This window comes from Labilibaculum manganireducens (genome assembly GCF_002843385.1).
GTDB classification, from domain to species: Bacteria; Bacteroidota; Bacteroidia; order Bacteroidales; family Marinifilaceae; genus Labilibaculum; species Labilibaculum manganireducens.
This window is the reverse complement of the sequence record NZ_MVDE01000039.1, coordinates 1-26,879: the sequence shown is the minus strand read 5'-3', so window position 1 is coordinate 26,879 and position 26,879 is coordinate 1. Positions and strand designations below refer to the sequence as shown.

Genomic DNA, 26,879 nt, shown 5'->3' with positions numbered 1-26,879 from the left:
GATCTAAATTTATTTTAGATCTTTTTCTCTTCTTGATTTAAATTCCGATCCATCTTTCCATTTTGGAAATTCATCTTGATTGGCAAGTTCCCAACCAACACGAAAAAGCAGCCGGGCATCTTCGGCAACACCATCTAAATTCCACCATTCTTCATATTCATCAAAAGGTTTGTGGTAATTATTGCTTAGCCACTCTTTTTCTTTTGCAGACATGTATTCTATTCCTTTTTCTCTGCTATTGTTGTTGCCACGAGCAAATAATGCCGGAACACCTACGCGTGCAAAGCTGAAATGATCCGATCGGTAATACATCCCCGATTGAGGATTAGGATCAGGCAGGATATATCTATCTTGTTTTTCAGCTTCGATTCTTACTATGTCTTCCAGGTCTGATTGTCCATATCCTGTAATCATTACATCTTTCATGCGGCCATAAGGCAACATCAAATCATTGTTAATATTTGCAACAGTTTTGTTTAGCGGAAAAATAGGATTATCAACATAAAATCCCGACCCATTTAGCCCCGATTCTTCGGCAGATGGCGCTAAAAAAACAATTGATCGGCGAGGCTGATGAGGCATGGCTTTAAAAGCTCTGGCAATTTCAAACATCCAGGCAAGAGAGGTTCCATTGTCAACAGCACCATTGTAAATTGAATCTCCATTCATTTTTGGACCAATTCCAAGATGATCCCAATGAGCAGAATAAAAAACATATTCATTTGCCAGATCTGTTCCTTTTATTATTCCGAGTACATTGTGTGTGACGTCAAAATGAGCTGAATTTTTAAAGGCAACACTTACTTTCGTGCTTAAATTAAAACCTGTAAATTCTTTTTGCTTGGCTAATTGAATCTCCGTGTCCAGATTCTTATCTGCATCAGCAAATAATTGTTTGGCAGCATCTAAAGTTATCCAGCCTTCAACTAAACATCTTGATTGATAATTATCCTTAGCTTGCTGATATAATTTCGGAACCGATGCTGAGTTTAAAACTACTGACCATGGATATCCCGCAGGTTCGTCTTGATGAATAATTAGTATTCCTTTGGCTCCTTGGCGGGCTGCTTCCTCGAATTTATAGGTCCACCGACCATAATATGTCATTTCATTGCCCTTAAAGAAACTTTTATCAGTTGAGCCAAAACCGGGGTCGTTCACCAAAACAATTACGGTTTTTCCTTTAACGTCCAGATCTTTATAATCGTTCCAGCCGTATTCCGGAGCTGCAATTCCGTAGCCTGCAAATACCAATTCAGATTCTGTTAATGCGATTTCATTCTGAATGCGTCGGGAGAAGGTGACAAAATCTTTTCCATAAGTTAATTTTCTTACTTTGTCAGGTGATTTTAAACTAAGAAATTGGGGAGCCGTAAGTGATATCTCGACTAAGGGAACGTCCTGAAAATAGGATTCCTTGTTGATTGGATCAAGCCCTATTTCTTTATATTGCTGTGCGATATAGTTAATTGTTTTTACTTCACCTTCAGAAAATGGTTTTCGTCCTTGATATTTATCGGATCCCAATTCTTTGATGTAATTGATCATTCTCTCTGTTGAGATAACCGATTCTGCATTTTTTAAACTTTCATCGGAAGAACTGCACGCCATTGTTAGTGTGGCGATTGTTAGTAGTGTTTTTATTTGCATGTTGTATGTTTTGCTTAAAAGTAGGAAACAAAGTTTAAATAATTGTAATGCAGACTTACATTGTTCCTGTCTTTTTAATGTGATTCAGCTTACAATTTATGATTGGGATCCAAGCTATCTTGCATTTTAATAAGAAATTTAGAATACGTCCTGCTATTTTTGTAGATTTAAAAAAAAAGAAAAATTATTATGAAGTCGAAACGAAAATATCGAACTGTTGAAATGTTGCTAAGAATAGTAACGGCTATTATATTGATTCAAACATTACATTTTAAATTCACAGGCCATCCTGAGGCCGTTCATATCTTTTCTGCAATTGGGATGGAACCATGGGGACGGTTTGGTATTGGAGCAATTGAATTGATCACAGGCATTTTGTTTTTTCTACCTAATTTATGGAAAGCAGCAGCTGTAATAACCTCAGGATTGATGATTGGGGCAATTGGAATTCATTTATTTACCTCGGTAGGTATTGTTGTTGAATATGATGGTAGTTCTGATGGAGGTCAGTTATTTGCAATGGCAGTTGTTGAATTACTCTTTAGCTGCATATTAATGTATAGGGCTAATTTGCCGGAGATGTATAAGGGTTATTTCTCCAAAGGAGATTAGATTAATGATGGAAAAGCTTTCATATCAGGAGAAATGTGCTTGTTCCCGTAGTAGTTTTTGTACGTATGTGGAGCGTCAGGAATATTTTACTGTTTACGAAAAAGAATATCTGGTAAAGATTATCGTGAATGATAATTTGTCTGGAGTGCTATACGTTAGTTCTGTTTTAGTTGTTTGGAGTTTTATTGCAGGAATAATTGATGCAGTGCTTTTTCCTGGAATTATTGCTTATGCCATTTTTCATGGAGTTGTCGATTATAAAGTTCTTACTCCGCCGGTTGTATTTCTACTCGTTAATTTTTTAGTCAAGTTAATTTACATTGCAAGCAATTTAAAAGACAGAGTAAAGCACAATGATATATTTATTTCGGCCTTGCCGTATGCTGGTTCTGCTTATCTTCTGAAAAAATTTCTGATTAATGATAAATTATTATCGAAAGCTGTAGTTCTTTACTTGAAAGAGAAAAAACTGCAGGCTAAAGATTATTTTCTAAACTTGATTATTAAAAGAAATAAGTAATCGAATGGATACTCTTTACAATACACCCTTTGCTCCAATTTTTTATAATTCCCTTTATTTGTATCAAAAGAATAAATATTTACGTGCTGTAAATTTATTTTATAGTAAATAAAAAGTGGAATTTATCCCCACATAACTGTGTAGTCTACAATTTTATGATGAGGGGTTTATTAATGCTTGTATTTATTTAAGGTTTGTAATTTTCACAAATAGAGTGTTTTGCGGTGTCTCTTGTCGCTGTACGGCATTTATGGCATAGAAATTTCATAATAGATCATGTTATTATATTTTAATATTTAATTAAAAATTGATTAGTTATGAAAAGAGTTTTGATTGTATCAGCAGTAGCATTAATGTGTAGTTTAAGTATTCCAACATCAGTTTCGGCTGGAAATTTAGTTTCAGGGACAAGTTTTGTGCAGGAAGATGTGAAATATGAGGAATTAAAAGCCGAAGAACTTCCTAAAATGGTTCAGACAGCACTTACGGAATCATATTCGGAGTATGCAATTCTTAAATCATTTATCGGAAATGATGGATCGTACAAGATTATCTTGTCGAAACCAGAGGGAAATATTGCTGTTTATTTCAATACGAAAGGAGAATTCGTAAAACAGGAAGATTTGGCGGTTTAAGGAATAGATCCATTTAAGCAATTTATCCAAATTTTTAATGCTTAGACCTCTATCGAAGTTGTATTTCAATATTTCGATAGAGGTTATCTTGTTGTCTTTTAAATATCAGAGGAGTTTAATTTCACAAAACAAAATTGATCAGTATTGTGAAATGTCTATGGCAAGGATATTTTGACACGCAGGGAAATTATTTCAGTATGGTAAGTTCTCCCTAAACAATTTCGGGACAGGCTATATGGCAAAATATACAATTATAATGATATGAATAGTATTCTTATTGTGGATGATGATGCAACACTTTGTTTGATGCTGAAAAAATTTTTTGAGAGAAAAGAGTTTTTTGTTGCTACTAGTTTTTCATCGTTTGAGGCAAAAAAAAAGATTCAGTCGAAATTTTATGATATCGTACTTACTGATTTGAGAATGCCGGAGGGGTGTGGTATGGAAATCATAAGTTTTGTGAAGAAAATAACTCCAAAGACTGTAGTGGTTATGATGACAAGTTATGCAGATATCTCATCTGCAATAAAATCGATTAAATTGGGAGCATATGATTTTATTTCGAAACCATTTGTACCCGATGAAATTTTGGATATTGTTAATAAGGCTCTTGCACATCAAAACCCTATTGTAAAATCGAAATCGCAAGTACCATCAGGTATTCAGGATTATTATCAGGGCAAAGGAAAATTATCGAAGCAATTACTAAAACATATTGATTTAATTGCACCAACACTAATGTCAGTATTAATTGTAGGTGAGAGTGGTACCGGAAAGGAAATTGTCGCGAAAATGATTCATGAAAAAAGTGATAGGTCTCAAAAACCATTTGTTGCCGTAGATTGTGGATCCATATCAAAAACTTTGGCTTTGAGTGAATTTTTCGGACATGAAAAAGGGGCATTTACAGGAGCTGTTACAGATAAAATCGGACACTTTGAGGCTGCGGATGGAGGTGTTCTGTTTTTGGATGAGGTAGGAAACCTTAATCATTCTACGCAAGTTCAATTATTGCGTGCTTTACAAGAAAGAAAAGTAAAGCATGTAGGCAGTAATAGAGAGGTATCGGTTGATGTTAGGATTCTTGCTGCAACAAATGAGGATTTAAATGAGTCGAAGCAGATTGGTGCTTTTCGGGAGGATTTATATCATCGCTTAAATGAGTTTCAGATTAATGTTCCTCCTTTAAGAGAAAGAAAGTCCGATATTATGCATTTTGCAGAATTTTTTCTGAATATGGCCAATAACAGTCTGGGGAAATCGGTAGTTGGTTTTGATAAAAGTGTAGAATATGTTTTTACTAATTATGCTTGGCCAGGTAACTTAAGAGAAATGAAAAATACCGTTCAGCGTGCAACACTGCTTACAAAAAGTGAGTTAATTACTTTAAATGAACTGCCGTCTTCTTTTTATGAAAATACTCAGGAATATCTAAATCCTTTATTTGAATCTGAAGGTGAGAGGATTAAAAGAGTTTTAAATATTTCGGATTATAATAAAAGTAAGGCTGCACGCTTGTTAAATATGGATAGAAAAACCCTTTACAGAAAAATTAAGATCTATAAATTATGAAGTAGATGGCAAAGTTTATCTAAATTTAATCTTTATTTGTTTAGTAATATATTTTTTTTTAATCTGAGAGTAGAAATGAATAAGGTAATTATAACAATTGGTTTTATTATGGGATTGGTTTTTTCAGGAATGGCGCAAGCTCAGGATTCCAGAGGGTATATAGTGAAAGTAGGAGATGTGGCACCTGATTTCGAAATGAATTTGACCGATGGAAGTAAATTGAAGTTGTCTGACTTAAAAGGAAAAGTTGTGATGCTACAGTTTACGGCTAGTTGGTGTGGAGTTTGTCGCAAAGAAATGCCGTTTATCGAGAAGGAGATTTGGCAGAAGCATAAAGAGAAGGTTTTTGCCTTATATGCTTTGGATTTGGACGAGCCACAAGAAAAGGCTGAGAAATTAATTGCTGCAACAGGAATAACTTATCCGGTTGCATTGGATGAGGGGGCAGGAATATTTACTAAGTATGCACACAAGGAAAGTGGTGTGACTCGTAATGTAATTGTTAATAAGGAAGGCAAAATTATTTATCTCACCAGATTGTTTAATCGTGAAGAGTTTGATGGGATGAAAATGGTGATTGAAAATGAATTGAAAAAATAATTTGTTGTTTATAGAAAATGCAACAGATGAAATTAGTTGCATTTTTTTAGCATTTCTCCTTTCATACATGGAGCAAAATGGATTTTCTTTTTGCTTAAATGAAATGCATATCTGAAAAGAAAAAGGGCGGTGACTAGCCGCCCTAAACTACTACTTAAATTTACTTATGAATTAGTACAATCAATCACCTAAGTGTTTAACAGACTTTCTTCATCAACAAAGATAATGTATGATGTTAATTTTTATTGTTAAAATGCATCCTTTTTTATGAACCAATGATTTTGATAAATGAATCGCCATTTATTGATGAATAGTTATTTCTTTTTTGGGGAGAGAAACTCTATTTTTTTTTGCATTTGCATTATTGTGATTCATTTCCGGTCTGATTAGTATAAAAAATAAATCAGAAAGTCTGATATATTAGATGGATTAAATTCATCAATAGGTATATCATTAATTCCTCCATTTAGTCTTTTTTAGTTGTAGATATTTAAATCACTAAAATATTCATTTGTTTTACTTTCACAATTGAAAAATGCCTAATTTTATGCCTATCTTAAGGGGATCAAAAAGATTTTGATTTAGTTTAATTATTTAGCAGTAATAGTTTATGGACAAGGATTTTATTCATATTATAGAGAAGGTAAGGGCTTATTTATTCAAAAATGGTTTAAGTGGTTTTTCTTTTGATAAAGTTAAAGACTTTGGGGTGTCGCCATCTGATGTCTCCAAATTTGTTGATTCGGTAGAGGAGTTGGTTGAAAAAATTCTTGAATACGAACGAAAATCGTTTGAGTCCATTTTTACTCAATACAATTTTGAAGGTCAGAATGCGATTGATATATTATTTATCGTAAGTCAGGAGATGAATGATCGTTTCGAAAATTTAACACCATCCGTTACAATGGAATTTGAGAGTCATTTCCCGGAAGTGTATAAAAAGCATATGGATGAGCGGATGGAATTCATTTTTGATAAAATTAAAATAAATGTTGAGAAAGGAATAGCGCAAGGCATGTATCGCGATGATCTTAGCAGCGAGATTGTTGGGCGGATGTATCTGGCAAGACTTGAGGACATGCATAATCCTGAACTATATCCTCCGGAGAGGTTTAAATTTGGTACAATCTACGATACAATGATTGATCAATTTGTAAAAAGCATTGGTACCGAGGATGGAATTAATTATTATCGTCAGCGAAAACAATTACTGGGTGTTTTAAGTTTTGGACGGTAAAATGATATTTGCAGGAATAGGTTCTCCTGTATTTTGGCCTATTTATTCAGGCGATTGTCTTCCAAAAGCATTTGGGAGCGACAAACAAGAAATTATAATCACATGAAAATTTCATTAGCACCTCTTCAGGGATATACTGATTGGGTGTTCCGACAAGCATATGAAAAATGCATTGGGGGCGTAGATGAATTCTATACCCCTTTTCTTGTTCTTCAAAATTCAGGAGAAATAAGAACCTCTCACAAAAGAGAAGTAGAACCTTTTTTGGAGAGAAATAATCGATTGGTGCCTCAGTTTCTAGGTGGATCTGTTGAAGAGTTTCAATTTTTTGAGACGTATTTTTCAGGGTTAGGCTATGAAAAAATGAATTGGAATTTAGGGTGTCCTTTTCCTATGGTTACCGGGAAAAAGAAGGGATCTGGCTTGTTGCCATATCCTGAAAAGATAAAGGATATTCTGGAACGTGGATATTCCGGGAAAATAGACCTGTCGATTAAAATGCGGTTGGGTTTGGAGGATAAATCGGAGATACTTTCGGTTTTGGATGTGATGAAGAACTTTAATATTGATGAAATTATTGTTCATCCCCGCATTGGCAGGCAAATGTATAAGGGAAGTGCCGATCGGGATTATTTTCAGCAAATACAGGAAGGTTTTAGTAAAATAATTGGCTTTAATGGTGATGTTGAGACACTTGATGACTTTGAGAGCTTGAATGCTCAATTGCCAAACCTAAATCATGTGATGATAGGAAGAGGAGTTCTGAAAGATTATTGGTTGCCGGCAAAAATAAAGGGAATAGAAATTCCGTCTGCAGATATTCGTAAAAAAGCATTGCGTAAAATGTACGATGAAATTTTTTCTACTTATACTTCATTTTTAAGTGGAGATACACAGATCCTGCAAAAAGTGAAGCCGTTTTGGGAGTATTTCTCCAGTCATTTTGAGAATGAGAGAAAAGTTTACAAAGGAATCAAGAAATCGGGAAGCTTGAAAAAATATAACGAGGCTGTTTCGTTTGCATTCCAACAAAATGTAAAGGAGTAGAAGAATGAAATTTTCAATCGAATTAACGGATCAATTCCTTCATGTTGAGTTTAAGAATCCGGTTAGGATGGTAAGTTCTGCAATTTTAAACGGTGGTTGCCAAATTGCTGACCATTTTTTGAATACAAAGGTTGATGCTAATTTTAAAGGAGAAAGAACTGATTTTGAATCTCCGGATATTACGCTTAAAGGAATAGCTGACTCCCAAAATTGGGAAGGGAATTGTGTGGGAATGATGACTGCGGCCTTAATGAGTTCATTTCGAAGAATTCGAGTTGAAAAGCAGGGGGTTTGGATAGAGGTTTTTGTTACATCCGGAGTGTCAAATGCCCGCAGGGCAGGAGACGAGGCTGATTATCAATTCGTGAATGAGAAGTGTCAAAAAATAGGGACTATTAATATTCTGGTTACTACTAATGCTAATCTTTCTGATGCAGGTATGGTTGAATGCATAATGATGGTGGCGGAAGCAAAAGCAGCTTGTCTGCAGGATTTGAAAGTTCTGAGTCCGGTTAGTGGATTATTGGCAACGGGAACAGGAACTGATTCCACGGCAATTGCATGTGGTACAGGTCCTATAGTTCAGTATTGCGGCAAACATGTTTTGTTTGGGGAAATGTTGGCAAAAACAACTTATGAAGCCATTTATAAATCATTATCGGCGACTAAATAATTGGTAATAAATTGAGCTCTTTCTGTTGCTGAATATTTAGGAAGTTCAACAACAGTAAAACCCAATTCTTCATAAGTGTTTTTTAAGAAAACCGATATTTCCTTTGCATCTTCAAATGATTCCGGTCTTTCTGCATCGTTAATAAAAATCTCTTTCCAAGGCGGAGCAAGAAATACGGTTTGGTTGTATTGGTCGGATTTTTTAAAATATTTTAATGGAACAGTCAAGTTTCCTCGTCTTACGTAGGCAATAATGTCAGGTAACCCACGATCAAAAAAACACTTTCCTTCGGCTTTGCATTCAGTAAGTTGATAACTCATACGCTCATAACAAATTTCTGCAAATTCGGATAGATTCTGCCAGGGAACTTTATCTCCGCCAATTTGATGTTGCTCCTGAATAACAATCCTTGATATTTCTTCAAAACACTGATAGCCTTGTTCTGATAATTTATTTAAAAGAGTAGATTTTCCTGATCCCGGACCACCAGTAATTATGTATCGATTATGGTACTTGTTCATGTTCAGTTAATCTTCTTTTAAATGAGCGTAAAATAGATCCATATCGATGTTTTCTCTTATTAAATCAGCCAGTTTGTCGTATTGGTTTTCTTTAAATTCCTGATAATTAAAATCACTTTCTTGTTCCAGATTGAATCCGGATAACAGGTGTTGAATCACAATTTTGTTGTCCAGAATACCATGAATATAACTTCCCCAACAGTTCTGATTTAGAAAATAGCCATCAGTTTTTCCATTGGATAAAATGCATAGTGGTATGTTATTTTGGACAGCAATAGTTTCTCCCATATGAATCTCATATCCAAAGCACACTTGATTTGAATCCCTGAATTTGAAAGTGCATTGTTCTGTGAGTTTTTCATTGGTGATTGTTGTTTCTACAGGAAGAATCCCCAAACCCGCAGTGCTTTCAATGTTGCCTTCAATTTGTAGTGGATCACTAATCTTTTCACCCATCATTTGATAGCCACCACAAATACCAATTACTTTTTTTCCATTTTTGTGCGCTTTAACAATAGACAAGGCAACACCGTTTTGTTTTAGTTCCTGAAGATCGGAAATGGTGTTTTTGCTTCCCGGAAGGATTATGATGTCGGCAGTTTCTATTTCTAAAGGATTGTTTGTATAGTAAAGATGAACTCTTGGATCGTGTTCCAGAACGTCAAAATCAGTAAAGTTGGCCATGCGTGGTAAAATAACAACAGCGCAGTTGATCTTTTCTTTACTGGATGTTTTTGATTTTTTTCCGAGACTAACAGAATCTTCTTCCTCAATATGGATATCTTTAAAATAAGGGAGAATTCCGATAACAGGTTTGCCGGTAAGATCTTCAAGAATCTTTTTCCCGTCTTCGAATAGTTTTATGTCTCCTCTAAATTTATTGATAATAATTCCCTTGATTTGCTTTCGTTCGTCTTCGTCAAGTAACTGAATACTTCCATAAACACTCGCGAAAACACCACCTTTATCTATATCAGCTATTAAATAGGTAACCGCATTGGCTTCAACAGCCATTCGCATGTTGGTTATGTCACGGGTTTTTAAATTTAGTTCTGATATGCTGCCCGCTCCTTCCAATACTACGGGATTGTATTTTTGGTTCAATCGATGAAATGCAGATTTTGCTTCTTCAAATAAAGCATGCTTATTATTCCCCATAAAATATTCGACCGCAGTTTGAGTGCCAATAGGTTTTCCATTCAAAACAACTTGTGAACTTTTATCATTTGTAGGCTTTAGTAATACGGGATTCATATCTGTATGACAAGCTAATCCGCAGGCTTCAGCCTGAACAGCCTGCGCTCGGCCAATTTCAAATCCTTCCGGTGTTGCGAAAGAGTTTAGTGACATATTTTGAGCCTTGAATGGTGCTGGTTGATAGCCATCCTGCTTAAGAATTCTGCAAAAACCTGTGTTGATAATGCTTTTTCCAACATCCGATCCTGTTCCGACAAACATTAATGGTCTTAATTTAATCATAAAGTGTTTATTTTCAATTCAACTAAAGGAGATAGTTGATATTTAAAAAGAGCAATTTCAACTGGCTTTCAAAATTAGTCTTTTTTTATCGAGTTGTTTTTGTTGTAAAACAGTATTTTTGGGAAATTTAGTGAAGTTTGACTAAATAAAATGTAAGGTTGAGGTCTGAGTGAATTGGTTCTAAATATTGTTGATCTGTAGTTTTAGATTTTATTTGCTTATGAATTAGTAATAATTTTGCTAATATTGTAATGAATTGTAACAAGTGGTCTCTTTATAATATTAAACTAGCAGCATGACAATGTGGCTCGTGTAGAATGTTTAAATTTTTTGGAACCATCGACTAACTATTTAAATCTAAATTACAAATACTAATGAAAGTTCAAATTGATGCTGTAGATCAGAAGATTCTATCTTACTTGATTAAAAATGCAAGGATTCCATTCTTGGAAATAGCCAGAGAGTGTGGAATTTCTGGTGCAGCAATTCATCAAAGAGTTAAAAAACTGGAAGATGCAGGAATTATTGATGGATCTAGATTTATTGTTAAGCCAAGAGCTTTAGGATATGAGGTGTGTGCCTTTGTTGGTATTTCTCTTGATCATGCACATCAATATAAAATGGTTGTTGAGAAAATTGATGCTATTCCTGAAATAGTAGAATGTCATTTTACCACTGGTAACTTTACATTTTTGGTAAAGATGCTTTGCAGGGATAATCAACATTTGATGGATATTTTAATTAATACACTACAGAATATTCCCGGAATATCAAAAACGGAAACATTTATTTCTCTGGATCAAACAGTTGACCGGGAAATTAAACTATAATAATAATTTATTGAATTATGAGGCTTTCATTATCGGAAGCCTTTTTTTGTATCTATAAATAGTTGTTATCGTTTACCAAATAACTCTCTTTTTTGTATCTTTCGAATTCATTTTACAAAACACTTAAAATACAAAGCAATATGTTTCCAAAAGAAGTATACATTAAAAGACGTAGCCAATTACGTGAAATAATGAAAGACGGAATTGCATTGGTATTAGGTAATCCTGAAGCGCCAATGAATTACGCCGATAATGTTTATCATTATCGTCAGGATAGTACATTTTTGTACTTTTTTGGTATCGATCATCCAGGTTTTGCCGGTGTTTTTGATATCGATAATAATAAAGATTACATTTTTGGTAACGATGTTGATATTGATGATATAATTTGGATGGGACCACAGCCAAGTGTTGCAGATCAGGCAGCACGTTTTGGTGTTGAAAACACAGCTCCGTTTAATGATTTGAAATCTCTTGTTGCTGAAGCAATAAAAGAAGGTCGAAAAATCCATTTTCTACCTGTTTATCGTGCCGAAAATAAAATTTTGATTCATGAAATGTTAGGTACGCCTTTGAATGCAATTAAAGAGAATGTATCGGAGGAATTTGTTAAAGCCATTATTTCACTTCGTGAAATAAAAGATGAGTATGAGATTAAGGAATTGGAGCGTGCTGCTGCAATTGGTTATGAGATTCATACCACAGCAATGAAAATGGCCAAAGATGGAGTTTACGAAAGAGAAATTGCAGGAGAATGCGAAGCCATAGCATTAAGAGCGGGAGGACTGCTCTCATTTCCAGCTATTGTTTCAAGAAGAGGAGAAACCTTACACAATCATGAGCATGGTAATCTGCTTAAAGCTGGAGATTTATTGCTTGTGGATAGTGGTGCTGAAACAGATTCTCATTATGCTTCTGATAATACCCGAACAATTCCTGTAGGAGGAAAATTTAGTCAAAAGCAAAAAGAAATATATGAGATTGTACTGGCTGGAATCAACAAAGGGAATGAGTTGATTCGTCCATGGGTTACTTATCAGAGTATTCATCTGGAGGTTTGTAAAGTACTTGCCAAGGGCTTAAAAGAGGTTGGTTTAATGAAAGGTGATATTGAAGAAGCTGTGAAAGCTGGAGCTCATGCCTTATTTATGCCTCATGGGCTTGGGCATATGATGGGATTGGATGTGCACGACATGGAAAATTTCGGTGAGAATTTGGTTGGATACGATGAAAAGGTACAGCGGATTGATCAGTTTGGAACTGCTTATTTGCGTCTTGGAAAAGAGCTAAAGCCAGGTTTTGTAATCACTAATGAGCCGGGGATTTATTTTATTCCGGCACTAATGGACAAATGGAAGCAGGAAGGATTGCATTTGGATTATATCAATTACGATAAAGTTTATGAATATCGTAATTTTGGAGGTATTCGTTTGGAAGATGATGTGTTGGTAACTGAACAAGGAAATCGTTTGATTGGAAAGAGGATTCCAATTAGTATAGAGGAAGTAGAGAAAATAATGCGTTAAATACACGCAGTAGGCATATTTTAAAGGCAGCATTTCTGGAGAATGTTGCCTTTTATTATTATCGTTAATTCGTTTAATTTTACTTAAATTTGCTTTTTTATAATATTCATGTAACAAAAATCATCTTTTATCAGTTTAAACAGATACTTTGCGGAGCTTTTTTAGGCCCACAAGGAAATGATAAATTGATTTAATGAATTGTATTGTTTAAATCTGTTTAAACTATCTGTTTGGGTGGTTTTGTGAGTTGTTTTGATTGATTAATTTATGTTGCTTTTTCAATGTAAAGTGTCTTTCATTGCAAATTAATTTCGTTTTAACTTTGAATCTTAATGACATGAGAAATGGTAAAATTTCTACCCTATTAATGAAAGTATTTAAGTTAGCCTGTATTGGTTTATTGTTTATTTTGCCATTCAGCGGAATGGCTCAGTATGACTATGAGCATTATGTGCCGCCGTTTTATTGTTCTGCTCAGGTGGGAAAACAAGAACTTTTCTTGTCAACCAATTCTGAAAAAGACCTTAAGGTTTTTATTGAAGATGGACAAGGTAATACAGTAGCAGGCCCGTTTACAATTAATCGTAATCAAAGCAAAACTTATGTTTTTAAAACTCCGGGAGGAGCTACGTATAGTTCGCATAATTCGAGTACTTATCCTGATGGGTGTAGTTATTCGTATGGAATTATAGGACCAAAAGAATTAAACAAACCTTTAAACGGAAGGGGTTTAAGAATTTATTCGTATGATGGTCCTTTCTTCGCAAATATAAGGCATGGCTTTAGTAATGGCGGGGAATATGGAGCATTAACGCATGGAGGTTCTCTTTCGGCAAAAGGAGCGTATGCCAAAGGAAAAGATTTTTATTCAGGGCATTTGTATAGCCACACAATTAATTATTCAGATCCTTCGTATAGTGGAGGTTATCCTATTCGAAGCCACTTTATTTCAGTGATGGCTGTTGAAGATGGGCAGACAACCGTTAATTTTTCTGGAATTAAATGTAAGTACATTACAAAATACGATGGTGCAAATGTAGTTTTACAATCAATAGATCCTTCTGATGTTATAACGGGGACACTAAGCAAAGGGCAGAGTTATGTCATTGGGGTAAATTTGCATACTAGTCAATTTAGTGGCGAAACTGCCATGGTGCGAAACGGAATGAATGGGACGCATATTACATCAACTCAAAAAATTGTTGTGAATTGTGGTTCATGGACAGCAGGGGCGAAGCCATCTCAGGATATTGGTTTCGATCAGATTGTTCCGGTGGATCAGGTGCGAGACAAATACATAGTAATGAAAGGAGAAGGAAAGGCTGAGCCAGATCCTACTGCTTATTTTGCTGGACAGGAAAGAACTATTGTTGTGGCAACCCAGGCAAATACCGAAGTATGGGTAAATGGAAACAATAAAGGTACACTGGCTAATGCAGGCGATTTTATCATTTTGGATGACATTGTTAATCCTAAAGCACTTCCAACACTTTATATTGATACAAAAGGTAAAGATGTATATGTTTACCAAACCATGTGTGGTACAAGTCAGGACTGGACAAATATTGGACTTAATTTTATTCCTCCTCTTACAGGATTGGGAATTAAGGAGGTTGTGATTCCTCAAGCTAATTACATTACTACCGGTACCGGAGGTCTTATAAATCCAACGGTTACGGTTTTGTCGCAAAAAAATGTAGATGTACAGCGTAATGGAATATCCTTAAGTAATCCTCAGAATGTGCCTGGAACAACAGAATGGGTATATTATAAAGTACCGAATATAAGCGGTGATTGTCGTTTTACAGGGAGTAAGGCTATAAATGTTGCATGGACAGCGAGTTCCAATACTTTGGGTGCTGCCGGATACTATTCTGGTTTTACAAAGGCAGTATCTCCAATTCATCCTGTGTTAAATATAGATAAAGAAATAAGTCTGGTTTGTGAAAGTTATGATGATAATATAAGTGTTGCTCTTGTAGAACCATTCCCAGACTTTTATGAATGGTATGTAAATGATTTTACAGGGGATCCAATTATTGAGAATGGACCGCTGGTTGTGCCAGCTCCGGATGTAGAAACGATCTATTATGTTTTGGGATATTACAGAGATCCAAGTTTGGATATTTTATTTAATGGTGATTTTTCTGATGGTTTTAATGGGTTTGAGTCTGATTACGAAATAGTTACCAGTAATCTTGTTGACCCTGGAAATTTCGCATTGGCATCCACCCCTGTAGCAGAAAATCCTGTTTTAGCTGACTTTGGAGCAATGGACGGAGGAAGAATGTTCTTAGGATATTCGGATAGACAAGGAGAAGTGGTTTATCAGGTGAATGAATTACCTGTAGAAGAAAATTTCAGTTATATTTTTAAGTTGCACGGGCGTTTGGCAAAAGAGAACTCGACTTATAATCAGTCGCTTAAAGTGCTTGTTAACGATGAGACAATTATTGAAGATTTTAAAATAGACAAATCTACAGAGTGGCAATCGGTTTCAGCTCTTTGGAAACCGGGAACAGCAAGGAAGGCAACAATTAAGATACTTAATCATAATCTTGATACTCAGGATGCTTTTTTTGCTTTGGATAGTATATCATTCGTTCAGGCAGTTCAGGATACTGCAAAATTCACCGCGAGGGTTGTTCCAAATTTCAGTTATGGAAGTGATGGCGATATTGTTCATTTTTGTAAAGGTGTACAGAATTCATTGGATGTTTCAAATGGAGATATTACCTGGTACGACTATTCATGGTCTAAAGGTGGTGTCGATTTGGTTGATGGAACGGAATTTAATGGAGTTAAATCACATGAATTAGTTTTTGCTAATCCTCAGAAATCACAAGAAGGGGAGTATATATGTACTATTGGATTTAAACCGGAATATCAAGACTGTGGAACTTCCGGAGCTACAGTGGATGTTACATTAAATGTATTAGTTGATGAGGAAGCAACAGTAAGTATTGATACAGACAAGACTAGTTTTTGTTCGGGATCAAGTACGATATTAAATGCGTTGGTAACTGGAGATGCTGGAGATGTAAAATGGTATGTTGATGGAGGAACTTCTCCTGTTTCATTGGAAAATCCGTATACATTTAATTACCCAACAGGAACCTATACAGTTCGTTGCGAGGTTGAGAATGGTTGTGGGGTTGCATCTGATCAGGTTGTTATTAATGTGTTATCAACACCAGTATTAAATAGTATAACTTCAAATGATGATTTGTGTGTGGGGCAGGATATTGTTTTAACTGCTCTGGCAACAGGTGATGGTGTTTTAACTTATGATTGGAAAAGAGGATCTCAAACACTATCAGAAACAGGAAGTGTATTGAATTATACTGCTTCAATGTTAGATAGAGATGCTACATTTAAAGTTAAAGTAACCAGTGTTTATACAATTGCCGGTGAAACAGTCGAGTGTCCAAATAGTTTGGGGATGGCTGTATTTGATTTGGATATTTATCCATTGGTAGAGTTTGATAAACTACTGCAGGATGCAACGGTTTGTGAAGGGAATAATCATTCATTTAGTGTGGATATGAAATATCCCGGTGATTTTTATACCTATAGTTGGAACAAAGGCGGAGTTGATTTATTGAATAATTTATCTTCTCTTAATTTATCAAGTGTTAAGAATGCTGATGCAGGAAATTATAGGGTAGATGTTACAAATCGATGTAATTCTGGATTTTCGGCCGCAGATTTAATTGTAACCCCTAAAATTAAAGTAAATGGGTTTAGTTTAGACAATACTGGTCCATTTTGTAATACCACTAGTGTTACAGCAACTTTTGATGTTGATATTAATGGAGCAGTATATATTTATCAGGTAAAGGAGCCTGATGGAACAATTAAAACCATAACTAATCCATATACCTTTACGGTTGATGCAAGCCATCAGGGAATCTGGGAATTTTTTGCTGGTAGTTCTTGTGATGCTCCGGTTTCTTTTAAGCGTACATTAAATATGTTTTCTGATTTTGGGACTCTTTCAGTTGCTGATGTTGGAACTTGTATTGGTGAGAATGTAACCTTTGAAGCTAAAGTATCTACAATACCTACCGCCACTGTTCTTCATTATGTTTGGACGGACAATTTAGGAAATCCAATTGGAACAGATTCTGATAAATTGGAATTGTCGAATGTTCAGGATGCTGACTTTGGAAACTACAAAGTTGTTGTTACCGATCAGTGTGGAAATACGAAAACAGCAACTGCCAATTTAACGAAAGAAGCTGTTACTTCTCCGGCTTCAGGAACATCGACTGTTTGTGTCGGCGATAATTTTTCAACGACAATAACTTATTTAGGATCTCCTGTTTTCGAATGGAGATTTGGGGATAAGGATTCAGGCCCAATAGTTGGAACGACAGAAACTTTGAGTTTGACAAATGTTAGTTTGGCGGATGCGGGAGTTTATTATTGTAATGTTACTTTGAGCTGTGGAACTGCGGTTATTCAAAGAGAATTGAAAGTTAATACACATGTTTCCCTTGTTGATCCTGCTGATAAAATAATTAATATTTGTGAGGGTGAAAAACCATTGCTTAGTTTACTTACTACTGAGATTAATGGTAATCCTGCTGATTATTCAATTGTTTGGAAAAACTTTGCCGGTACGAATATAGGAACAGGAACTTCTATTCAACTGGATGCACATACTATTGTTGGTCCATATTTATATACCGCAACTGTTGTTGGAAAGTGTGAAACTCCGATAAAGACATATCGCGTTATTGTACATGCTAAGCCAGTAATAAGTGCTTTAGACAATACTCTGGCAGAGTGCTCCGGATCAGTTAGTTTAGATGTTTCGGCATCGGGAGAACATAAAGGGATTGTATGGTGGAAAGATGGAGCTGTAATTACAGATGGTAATGCTGATCCTGCTGATTTTGTTATTAATCCTGCCACAAGTCCTGCAGATGATGGTGATTACATTGCAAAAATTGAAACAGATTATTGTGGTGATGCACAAGTAACAATTAATCTTGATGTTAGAAATACAATTGTAGTAACTAATCAATCTCCTGCCAATACAGTGGTTTGTGAAAATGTTGCCACTAATTTATTTGTGACTGCAACAGGAGATAATATTGCATACAAATGGTATAAGACAACGGATCCTTCTACTACTTTATCTGATAAATCTAATTTAGATTTAGGAAATATTTTATTCTCTCAGTCAGGACAATATAAATGTGAATTAAGTAATGATTTAAATTGTGGAAATCAGACGCTCACATTTGATGTTCAGGTTAATAAACATGCTGCTGTAACAAATCCTGCAAATGTTGTGATGTGTGAAACAGATGCAGATCCTGTTTTTACAGTCACAGGCACAGGCGAGGCTCCGGTAACTTATCAGTGGTATGATAAAAATAACATTGCAGTAGCTGGTGCAACCAGTAATTCATTAACAGTAACTTCACCCGTTAACGGACAAAGTTATTATTGTGTTGTTTCGGGTAGTACTTGTAATACTGCGACTTCAAATAAAGCAAGCTTAACCATTATTAAAAATGTAGCTGTTACAAACCCTCTGGATCGAACAATTTCAGATGGAGCAAATGTTAGCTTTAGTGTTGTAGCTTCGGGTGAACCATCTTATACTTACAAGTGGTATGAGAATTCTGGGTCTGGATGGAATCTCCTTTCAAACGGAGGGAAATATTCAGGTGTTAACTCGGCCAAATTGCAAATAACCGGTGCTGATAAAGCAACTTTTAATGGAAACCAATATCGATGTGAGGTTATTAGTTCTGGAGCGGTTTGTGCTTCATCAGTAACCAGCAATCCTGCAACACTAACGGTTACAGAGGTTACAAAGATTGCTGTTCAACCAACAAACACAACTGTTTGTTTTAATACCAATGCCAGCATTAGTGTTGAAGGTACAACAGCAGGATTAACTTACACCTGGTACTACAAAAAAGGAGCAGGGGCATACGAAACGGCTAACGGTAAAGATGGAATTTCTACTTCAGAAGCTGGATTAGTGTCAACATTAACAATTCCTGCGGATGATTTGGATATCAATAATTGGAAATTTCAATGTGTTGTAAGTGATGGTGTTAGTGCTGATCAATATTCGAATGAGCTTGTCATAAATGTTTTGGCTGATATTTCAGTTACAACTGTTGATCAAACTTTTACTCCTTGCGCTGGTCAGGCATTTTCAATGTCAGTAACTGCAACGGGTGATAATATCAGATACAAATGGTATAAAGTTGGAGCTGAATCCTCAATTTTATCGACAAATGCTTCCTATAATATGGGTACTATTTCATCAGCTAAGGCAGGAACTTATAAATGTGAAGTTTATAATAATGAGCATTGTAGTGATGAGGTGAGAACTTTTGTTGTGGATGTGAAGGAATTGCCTACTGTTACAAATCCTGCTGATGTTACTATGTGTGCAAATGATACAGATCCTGCTTTTACTGTAACGGGAACAGCTGAAGGAATTGTAAACTATGAATGGTATGATAAAGATGATAATCTTGTAGTTGGAGCGACAAGTAATATTTTAACAGTAACAAGTCCGGTTAACGGGCAGAGTTATTATGCTGTTGTATCAGGAGATTATTGTTCTACGGCGAAATCGAATAGTGCAAGTCTAACTGTTTTATCAGAAGTTAGTACAACGAATCCTGTTGATATTACTGTTGCCGATGGTGGTAATGCGAGTTTCAAGGTGACAGCATCCGGAGAACCAATTTATTCTTACCAATGGCAAGAGGATTCTGGTTCTGGATTTACTGATTTATCTGACGGTGCTGAATATTCTGGAACCACATCTTCCCAGTTAAAACTAACAGGAGTCTTAATGACAAATGGATTTGATGGAAACAAGTACAGATGTATTGTTACCAGCTCATCTTGTTCAGGAATAGCTACTAGTTTACCTGCAACTTTGACTCTAAATAATATTATTAAAATAAAAGATCAACCTGTTGATCAGAAGCTTTGTGAAACCAATACAGCTACTTTCACTGTTGAGGGAACGGGTGCTGTTACCAGTTTTATTTGGAAATATGACAAAGGTGCGGGTTTTGTAGATGCCGATGGACAAGACGGTATGACTGTTGTAACAGGAGGAGGAATCTCTACATTGACAGTTCCTAATTCAACAACAGCAATGAATTCCTGGACATTCAAATGTGTATTGAGTGATGGATTAACTGATGATGATACTAATGTTGTTCAGTTGGAAGTTTATGAAGCTATCAACGTAACAACAGCTGGAACTAATAACCTATCAAAATGTGAAGGAGAATCCCTTGTTCTTTCTGTTGCGACAAGTTCTGGCAGCAATATCCAGTATAAGTGGTATGAAAGTACAAGTCCGGGAGTTGTATTATCAACAAGTTCGAGCTATGATTTGGGCAATGTTTCGTTAGCTAATGAGAAAACATATAAATGTGATGTTTATAATGATCTTGCTTGTGGAGACGCTACTATAAGCTATGTGATAGATATTAAGGAAGATGCAACAGTTACTGATCCTACAGATAAAATAATGTGTGCCAGTGATGCCAATCCGGTATTTTCTGTTACAGGAACAGCTGAAGGAACAGTAAATTACGAATGGTTTGATAAAGATGATACTTCAGTTGGAAATACTTACAGCCTAACGGTTACGACACCGGTTGATGGTCAATCTTACTATTGTGTTGTTTCGGGTGATGCGTGTAATACTGCGACATCCGCAGTTGCAGCCTTAACAGTTTACGAAGAAGTTTCGATTGTTGATGATCCTTTGAACAGTACAATTCCTGATGGTGGAAATGCAACATTTACAGTAAAAGCTGCAGGAGAACCTGATTACACTTACCAGTGGCAAGAAGATACTGGTTTGGGATGGAATAGCCTTTCAAATGGAGGGAAATATACCGGAGTTACAAGTGCAACTCTTAGTATTACCGGAGCAGATCAGACAAATTTTAATGGAAATCAATACCGTTGTATTGTTGGAAATACAAAATGTTCTGCAAATGCAACAAGTAATCTGGCAACATTAACGATAACTTCTGTTGTTAAAATATCAGGGCAACCACAGAATATGGAAGCCTGTTTGGGGGGAGCTGTAGATTTTGAAATTACTGGAAAAACTTCAGGTTTGAATTACGATTGGGAATACAGTACAGATGGTATTGTTTATAATACTGTAAGCGGAGTTCCAGAATTAAATGTTGTAACAGATGTTAATGGTTCAAAATTAGAAATAGCAACAACAACTCTTGCAATGAACAGTTGGACTTTCCGATGCATCGTTCGTGATGGTGTGAGTGCTGCTGAAACATCTGGTGTTGCTTCGTTAAATGTTGTTGAACCAGTTAGTTTTGATGCTATTGCTGATGAGAATTTATGCTTTGATGTTGAGAAACAAATCAGTTTGGCTAATCTTTCAGGAACAGAGCCAATCTCATTTTCCTGGATGAAAGGTGCTGCTGAAGTTTCAACCACATCAACAGTAAGTATTGGTGCTTCAGATAATGGAAATTATCAGGTAACTGCTGGTAATGGTGGTGTTTGTCCTGATAAAACAGATAATTTTGTAGTTTATCATTATGACGAACTTACAATTGCTGCTTGGGGTAATTCTTCTCAGGTTTGTATTGGAGATACCGAAGTGTTATCTGTTGGTGTTACAACAATAGATGCAGCTAAGACAGCAAGCTATAATTGGTATAAGGATAATGTGCTAATAGGTACAGATCCAAGCTTCAGCTTGACTGCGACAGATAAAGCGCAAACGGGTATGTACAAAGTTGAAGTTTCAGACGGATGTACTACTAAAACAGTTTCTGGTTATGTAAATGTTTATGAGCCAATTGCAGCAAGTAATACATGGAATGCAGAAACAACCTTGTGTATTGGTGCAGAATTAAAATTGGAGACTAAAGTTATTGGTGATGTTACATCATATGTATGGACTAAAGATGGTGCAGGTTTTGCCGCGAATTCAACTTACGTAAAACCTTCTGTTGATGCTGCTGATGCCGGTACATATGTTTGTACTGTCTCTGGAAATTGTGGGGTTGATATTGTATATACAATAAAAGTAAAAACATTGGATGTACCTGAAATTACAACGGGGATAGATGCTATTGCTGCAGTTTGCGAAGGAGAGTCTTTAGTCCTCGGACCAATTGTTGTAAGCGGAACTTATGATGATCCTGTTTGGACACTAAATGATAATGTTACTCAAGTAACGACTACTGTTGATCAATTGGATTTAGGAACGGCAGAATTATCTGAAGCGGGAAATTATCTGGTTACTGTTAATAATTTATGTGGTTCGGATGCTTCTTTAGGCAATCAGGTGATCAATCCAATTTTAACTCTTAATCCAATAGCATCCCAAACTGTTTGTGCAGGAAACGACGTTGTGTTTAGAGCAGTTGCAACTGGAGCAAACCTCAATTATCAGTGGTTAGTTGACGGCTTGGATCAATCAGTGAATTCTTCGGAATTAATAATTGATGCATCAGATGTTCAGCCTTTCGATTTAAATACATCCAAAACTTATAATGTTGAATGTAAGATTACCAGTACAACAGGTTGTGGTGACGATTCTCAATCAACAACCTTAACTGTTAAACCGAATACTCTACTTCATGCAACACTTAAAAATGTTCCTAAATATGTAGGTGAAAGTTATACAATGACAGTAGACGTAACTGGTGTTGATTTAGTTTTTGAGTGGACTCATGAATTAACAGATGGAACAAAAGTACCTTTGACAGAAACAGGGCCTTCTGTAACTCTTACTAATATTGCGATGGCTGATGCCGGTTATTATACTTGTAAAATTATTGGAGCTTGTGGTCAAAGATTGGCGTCAGGTAAATTAACTGTAAAGGAACCTGTCACTATTGTTTCCGGGTTGAATACTTTAGAGGAAAAGTGTGTTGGCGATCCTTTAAGTTTGTCAATATCTGCAACAGGACAAATCTCATCAGTTAAGTGGTTTAAAAATGATATTCTGATTCCTTCTGAAACAAGTCTGAATTTATACTTTGCTGCACTTGGTTTAGCAGATGCTGCAGTTTATAAATGTGAGATTGAAGGCGAAGGAATTTCTGTAATAACTGAGACAACAACAGTACGGGTTTATTCTCAAACAGTTTTAAATACTTCCTTAAGTGATACGACCCTTTGCGAAGGAAGTGTTTTGGATTGGGTTCCTGATATTGATGGAACATCGAGCATGACATTTGAGTGGACGATGGACGGAGTTAACGTATCTGATCAGAAAATACTTCATTACGATCCACTAGCTTTAGGTAACGAAGGCAATTACGAAATTCAGGTTACGAGTATGTGTGGTGATGTTTCTTCAAGTGCGAATTTGGAAGTTATTCAGTTGCCGGTATATGTCTCTTCATCAGTTGGAAAAGCTGTTTGTGAAAATGAGCCATTGGTTGAATTTACAGTTGAATATACAGGAGAACTGCTAAAATATCAGTGGAGAAAAGATGGTATTGATCTTCCTGGAAAAACAAGTGAGACTTTAAGTCTTACAAATATTAAGCTTTCGGATGATGGAGATTATAATTGCAGAGTATATTCTACTTGTGGAGAAGAATTTAGTCCGGTGGTTGCTTTGAATGTAACACCGCAATTGCAGGTTCTGTCAGATCAGGTTGATATGGAAGTTTGTGCTGGTGAAGATGTATTGTTTACAGCTGATGTAGTTGGGAATAATGTAAATTACCAGTGGAAAGTTGATGGAGTTGATGTTGTTGATGTTCCGGGAGTTATTACTGGAGTCAATACATCATCACTATCCATCGTTTCAGCACAAGTTGCTCACAGCGGTTATTATACTTGTATTTTGTCTGATGATTGTACTGATTATCGATCAACGAAACCTACAAAATTAGTCGTGAATGCTCTTCCAAATACTGCGATTTATGGTCGAATGGTACTTTGTGCTAAAGAGGATCGTGTGACTTATGTGCTTAACCAGGTTGGTGCTGATGTTTACAGTTGGAATGTTGACGGTGGTATATTTGCCGGTCCTGAAGAAGGAGCAAAAACCAGAGTTACATGGGAGGAACTTTCTCCGGGCAGTCTTTCTGTTTCGATTAGGGATTTGGCAACAGGTTGTCAATCTCGAGTTGATTCTGCAGTCGTATTAAATGCACTTCCAAACGTGAACTTAACAAGCTTAGGCTCTAAAGGAGTTTGTGAAAATGGATTCGTGTTAACCGGAGGTTTCCCTGAAGGTGGAATCTATTGGATTAATGGAATCTCACAAACAGAATTTAATCCTTCTGATCGTGGTGCAGGAACCTATGCGGTACACTATTCTTATACAGATGGAAACGGATGTTCGAATGTGACACCAGTTACTAATTTAACGGTAGATGTTTTACCAGTAGTTGATATTACTGATGATATTACTGTAGGTAGTTGTATTCCGACACCGCTTAGTGCTAAAACAGACGAAGATAATATCCAGTGGTTTAAAATGCAGGATAACAATAGGGTTTTACCGGATAATTTAGATAATCCTAATTCAATGAATCCTACATTTACACCTGGAAAATCGCAGGTATTATTGGCAATGGTTAAGGATGAGCATGGTTGTGAAGGAATTGATTTATTAAACCTTTCAGTAGCTCCTCTTCCTGTTGTAACAACTATTAATGATACAACAGTTAGTCAATGCAATCAGTTGGTTTTGCAAACCGATATCGTTGGAGATCAAGATGTAATTAGTTGGACAAATCCAGATCATTTGGATCATTCGGATATAAGAAGTCCTAAAATTATTGATGCACCTGCAGGAACACATACTTATTCCATTAGTGTAACTGATTTATACGGTTGTGATGCTGCAGGAGAAGTAACTGTTACAATGGTTGCTGATCCAACATTAGGAGAGGATAAATTTGGTTGCGAAGGTGATAAATATGAGATTGACATTACAGGGATGGAAAATCCTGTTTGGAATGATGATGATAGTTCACCGGTAAGAACGATTGACAAGCCAGGAGAATATAAATTGGAAGTTTCCAACGATTATGGTTGTGGTGATGAGCAATTGTTCGTGATTAATCCAAAACCAAACTTGGGATTGAAAGATACTTTGATTTTTGAGGGACAAACAGTGACCTTTGGTCCAAATCTTCCTTCGGATTACGCACCTTACTTTTTTGAATGGCAGGATGGTAGCATTTTCCAAAGATTTGAAGTGTCAGAGACTGGAACCTATAAGCTTAAGGTGGAAGATAATTTAGGTTGTGTGGCTATTGATTCTGCCTATGTTGAAGTGAAACCTGTTGGAATAGAGTCATCAAATGCATTTCTACCTTTAGCCGATGATGGAACGAATGATAGATTCTTTGTTGGCGATAATGAGAATATGGGAGGAAATGCCGATGAAAGATTCTCAATTATTGAAGAGTTTGAGATGTATGTTTACGATCGTTGGGGAGAATTGCTGTATAAGACTAACGAGCAAGGGTACAAAGGCGGATGGAATGGACAATACAAAGGGAAACTTTGTCCGGCCGGAGCATATGTTTGGGTTGTATTTATAAATGGGGAACTCACCAATAAAGGAACCTTTATGTTGATAAGATAATTTGAAGAAAGTTTTATTTTACGTGTGTTTGAGTTTCTGTTCGCAGAAACTCAAACTGCGTGAAATAACATTCATTACTAATAGCGATTTAAGGAATTGGAAATTTGGTTTTGTAATGAAAAAATAAAATAATGCCGGATTTTGTTAACAAAATAAATTTTGGCGCGTATAGTTTGAATTAACCACTAAATGAAAATTCTCCTGGCGGAGAACTTTAATTATACTATTTATGAAAAAGGCACTATTCGCTTTTTGTATATTGATTGCAGGAATTGTTTCTACGGGTAAAGCTCAGGATATTCGGTTTTCTCAATTTTATGCCAATAAACTCTATTTAAATCCAGCTCTCGCTGGTTCTACTAATTATTCTAATGTAAGTTTAAATTATAGGAATCAATGGCCAAATTTGGATTTACCCTACGTAACCTATAGTGTTTCATTTGATAATTTTTACGAAGCTGTAAACGGGGGAATTGGAATCATGGTTATTCAGGATGATCAGGGAGACGGAGCACTAAAAACGACAAATTTTGCAGGAATGTATTCATTTTACCTGCGGATTAATGATGATTTAATTGTGAGACCAGCCATTCAAGCGTCTTTTCTGCAAAAAAGAGTAGATTGGACGAATTTAGTGTTCCCCGATCAGGTGTCACCAATTCATGGTAAAATATTTGAGCATAACAATAATAATGATCCTGCGAACAGGAAAAAAGATGGATGGGATTTCTCGTTGGGAGCAATTGCCTACTATAAAGACTTTTATTTTGGTATTGCGGCTCATCATCTGGCAAAGCCGGATCTTAGTTTTGATGATGAACATGAAGATAAATTGGAAACCAAATATACTTTTCATGCAGGAGCTGAATTTGTATTAGGTGGAAGAAGTCGTAGCTATGTTGATAAATGGATTTTGGCTCCGGCACTGTTATTTCAAAAACAAGGTGATTTTTCTCAGATGAATTACGGTTTATATGCCAGTAAGAGTTCAATGGTTTTTGGATTGTGGTTTAATCAGAATTTTGAGCTGAATTACGATTCATTTATAGCTATGGTTGGTTTTGTTACCGAAAGGTTTAAAGTCGCTTATAGTTACGACTACGCAATTACAAAATTGATCCATACCAATACAGGAGCACACGAGGTTTCGTTCTCATTTCCTTTGGCATTTGATACCAGTAAAAGGAAAAGAAAGATTAAAGCTGTTCGTTCTCCCGTATTTTAACAGCATTGTAATACAAATCAATAGTTCGTTAAGTTTTATGCAGCTATTAAACCAAAATTATTGAGTTGCCTGACTTTTTCTTTATTTTTCTTCGTGTTTGGGTTTATCCCAAACACAATTAAAAATCTATCCATTAGTAATTGAT

Annotated in this window: 15 protein-coding genes; 12 read left to right on the top strand and 3 right to left on the bottom strand. The window is 35.9% G+C overall.

The genetic code is table 11. From position 1 onward, the window contains the following. Positions 1-9: 9 nt before the first annotated feature. On the bottom strand, positions 10-1,650 hold the full coding sequence (locus BZG01_RS18265; RefSeq protein ID WP_101311287.1) for a M28 family metallopeptidase: 1,641 nt from the start codon (positions 1,648-1,650) through the stop codon (positions 10-12). 189 nt (positions 1,651-1,839) lie between these two features. Between BZG01_RS18265 and BZG01_RS18260 the strand changes: the two genes are divergently transcribed. The 8 genes from BZG01_RS18260 to BZG01_RS18225 all read left to right on the top strand — a co-directional run bounded on the left by BZG01_RS18260 (position 1,840) and on the right by BZG01_RS18225 (position 8,546). After that, positions 1,840-2,262, top strand: coding sequence for a DoxX family protein (locus BZG01_RS18260; RefSeq protein WP_101311286.1), 423 nt, complete (start codon positions 1,840-1,842; stop codon positions 2,260-2,262). Between the two features lie 7 nt (positions 2,263-2,269). Beyond that, a complete protein-coding gene (locus BZG01_RS18255; protein WP_143470949.1) occupies positions 2,270-2,782 on the top strand; it encodes a hypothetical protein in 513 nt (170 codons plus the stop codon). Positions 2,783-3,099: 317 nt separating this feature from the next. Next, complete coding sequence (locus BZG01_RS18250) at positions 3,100-3,417, top strand: hypothetical protein (RefSeq protein ID WP_101311284.1); 318 nt, start codon at positions 3,100-3,102, stop codon at positions 3,415-3,417. A gap of 261 nt (positions 3,418-3,678) precedes the next feature. Next, positions 3,679-4,989: a sigma-54-dependent transcriptional regulator gene (locus BZG01_RS18245; protein WP_101311283.1), complete on the top strand. Its 1,311-nt coding sequence runs from the start codon at positions 3,679-3,681 to the stop codon at positions 4,987-4,989. Positions 4,990-5,064: 75 nt separating this feature from the next. Then, positions 5,065-5,589: a TlpA disulfide reductase family protein gene (locus BZG01_RS18240; RefSeq protein ID WP_101311282.1), complete on the top strand. Its 525-nt coding sequence runs from the start codon at positions 5,065-5,067 to the stop codon at positions 5,587-5,589. A gap of 610 nt (positions 5,590-6,199) precedes the next feature. Then, a complete protein-coding gene (locus BZG01_RS18235; protein ID WP_101311281.1) occupies positions 6,200-6,826 on the top strand; it encodes a hypothetical protein in 627 nt (208 codons plus the stop codon). Between the two features lie 102 nt (positions 6,827-6,928). Next, entirely contained in the window at positions 6,929-7,873 is a 945-nt protein-coding gene (locus BZG01_RS18230; protein ID WP_101311280.1) for a tRNA-dihydrouridine synthase family protein, read from the top strand. Between the two features lie 4 nt (positions 7,874-7,877). Further along, on the top strand, positions 7,878-8,546 hold the full coding sequence (locus tag BZG01_RS18225) for an adenosylcobinamide amidohydrolase (RefSeq protein WP_101311279.1): 669 nt from the start codon (positions 7,878-7,880) through the stop codon (positions 8,544-8,546). On the opposite strand, the gene BZG01_RS18220 is transcribed toward BZG01_RS18225, so the two are convergent. Next, positions 8,519-9,067, bottom strand: coding sequence for an AAA family ATPase (locus BZG01_RS18220; RefSeq protein WP_101311278.1), 549 nt, complete (start codon positions 9,065-9,067; stop codon positions 8,519-8,521). The genes BZG01_RS18225 and BZG01_RS18220 overlap by 28 nt on opposite strands. Before the next feature lie 6 nt (positions 9,068-9,073). Continuing rightward, positions 9,074-10,546, bottom strand: coding sequence for a cobyric acid synthase (locus BZG01_RS18215; RefSeq protein ID WP_101311277.1), 1,473 nt, complete (start codon positions 10,544-10,546; stop codon positions 9,074-9,076). A gap of 374 nt (positions 10,547-10,920) precedes the next feature. Between BZG01_RS18215 and BZG01_RS18210 the strand changes: the two genes are divergently transcribed. From BZG01_RS18210 to BZG01_RS18195, 4 genes are all read left to right on the top strand, one after another. Further along, positions 10,921-11,376 carry an Lrp/AsnC ligand binding domain-containing protein gene (locus tag BZG01_RS18210; protein ID WP_101311276.1) on the top strand — a complete coding sequence of 152 codons (456 nt, stop codon included), beginning with the start codon at positions 10,921-10,923 and terminating at the stop codon, positions 11,374-11,376. A gap of 140 nt (positions 11,377-11,516) precedes the next feature. Then, complete coding sequence (locus BZG01_RS18205; RefSeq protein WP_101311275.1) at positions 11,517-12,902, top strand: aminopeptidase P family protein; 1,386 nt, start codon at positions 11,517-11,519, stop codon at positions 12,900-12,902. Between the two features lie 367 nt (positions 12,903-13,269). Then, entirely contained in the window at positions 13,270-25,509 is a 12,240-nt protein-coding gene (locus BZG01_RS18200) for an Ig-like domain-containing protein (RefSeq protein ID WP_143470948.1), read from the top strand. Between the two features lie 229 nt (positions 25,510-25,738). Continuing rightward, positions 25,739-26,734: a PorP/SprF family type IX secretion system membrane protein gene (locus BZG01_RS18195; RefSeq protein ID WP_101311273.1), complete on the top strand. Its 996-nt coding sequence runs from the start codon at positions 25,739-25,741 to the stop codon at positions 26,732-26,734. Positions 26,735-26,879 lie beyond the last annotated feature (145 nt).

Coding starts and splice junctions, on each gene's coding strand:
- BZG01_RS18265 (WP_101311287.1), bottom strand. CDS start 1,650: ATGCAAATAAAAACACTACTAACAATCGCCACACTAACAATGGCGTGC.
- BZG01_RS18260 (WP_101311286.1), top strand. CDS start 1,840: ATGAAGTCGAAACGAAAATATCGAACTGTTGAAATGTTGCTAAGAATA.
- BZG01_RS18255 (WP_143470949.1), top strand. CDS start 2,270: ATGGAAAAGCTTTCATATCAGGAGAAATGTGCTTGTTCCCGTAGTAGT.
- BZG01_RS18250 (WP_101311284.1), top strand. CDS start 3,100: ATGAAAAGAGTTTTGATTGTATCAGCAGTAGCATTAATGTGTAGTTTA.
- BZG01_RS18245 (WP_101311283.1), top strand. CDS start 3,679: ATGAATAGTATTCTTATTGTGGATGATGATGCAACACTTTGTTTGATG.
- BZG01_RS18240 (WP_101311282.1), top strand. CDS start 5,065: ATGAATAAGGTAATTATAACAATTGGTTTTATTATGGGATTGGTTTTT.
- BZG01_RS18235 (WP_101311281.1), top strand. CDS start 6,200: ATGGACAAGGATTTTATTCATATTATAGAGAAGGTAAGGGCTTATTTA.
- BZG01_RS18230 (WP_101311280.1), top strand. CDS start 6,929: ATGAAAATTTCATTAGCACCTCTTCAGGGATATACTGATTGGGTGTTC.
- BZG01_RS18225 (WP_101311279.1), top strand. CDS start 7,878: ATGAAATTTTCAATCGAATTAACGGATCAATTCCTTCATGTTGAGTTT.
- BZG01_RS18220 (WP_101311278.1), bottom strand. CDS start 9,067: ATGAACAAGTACCATAATCGATACATAATTACTGGTGGTCCGGGATCA.
- BZG01_RS18215 (WP_101311277.1), bottom strand. CDS start 10,546: ATGATTAAATTAAGACCATTAATGTTTGTCGGAACAGGATCGGATGTT.
- BZG01_RS18210 (WP_101311276.1), top strand. CDS start 10,921: ATGAAAGTTCAAATTGATGCTGTAGATCAGAAGATTCTATCTTACTTG.
- BZG01_RS18205 (WP_101311275.1), top strand. CDS start 11,517: ATGTTTCCAAAAGAAGTATACATTAAAAGACGTAGCCAATTACGTGAA.
- BZG01_RS18200 (WP_143470948.1), top strand. CDS start 13,270: ATGAAAGTATTTAAGTTAGCCTGTATTGGTTTATTGTTTATTTTGCCA.
- BZG01_RS18195 (WP_101311273.1), top strand. CDS start 25,739: ATGAAAAAGGCACTATTCGCTTTTTGTATATTGATTGCAGGAATTGTT.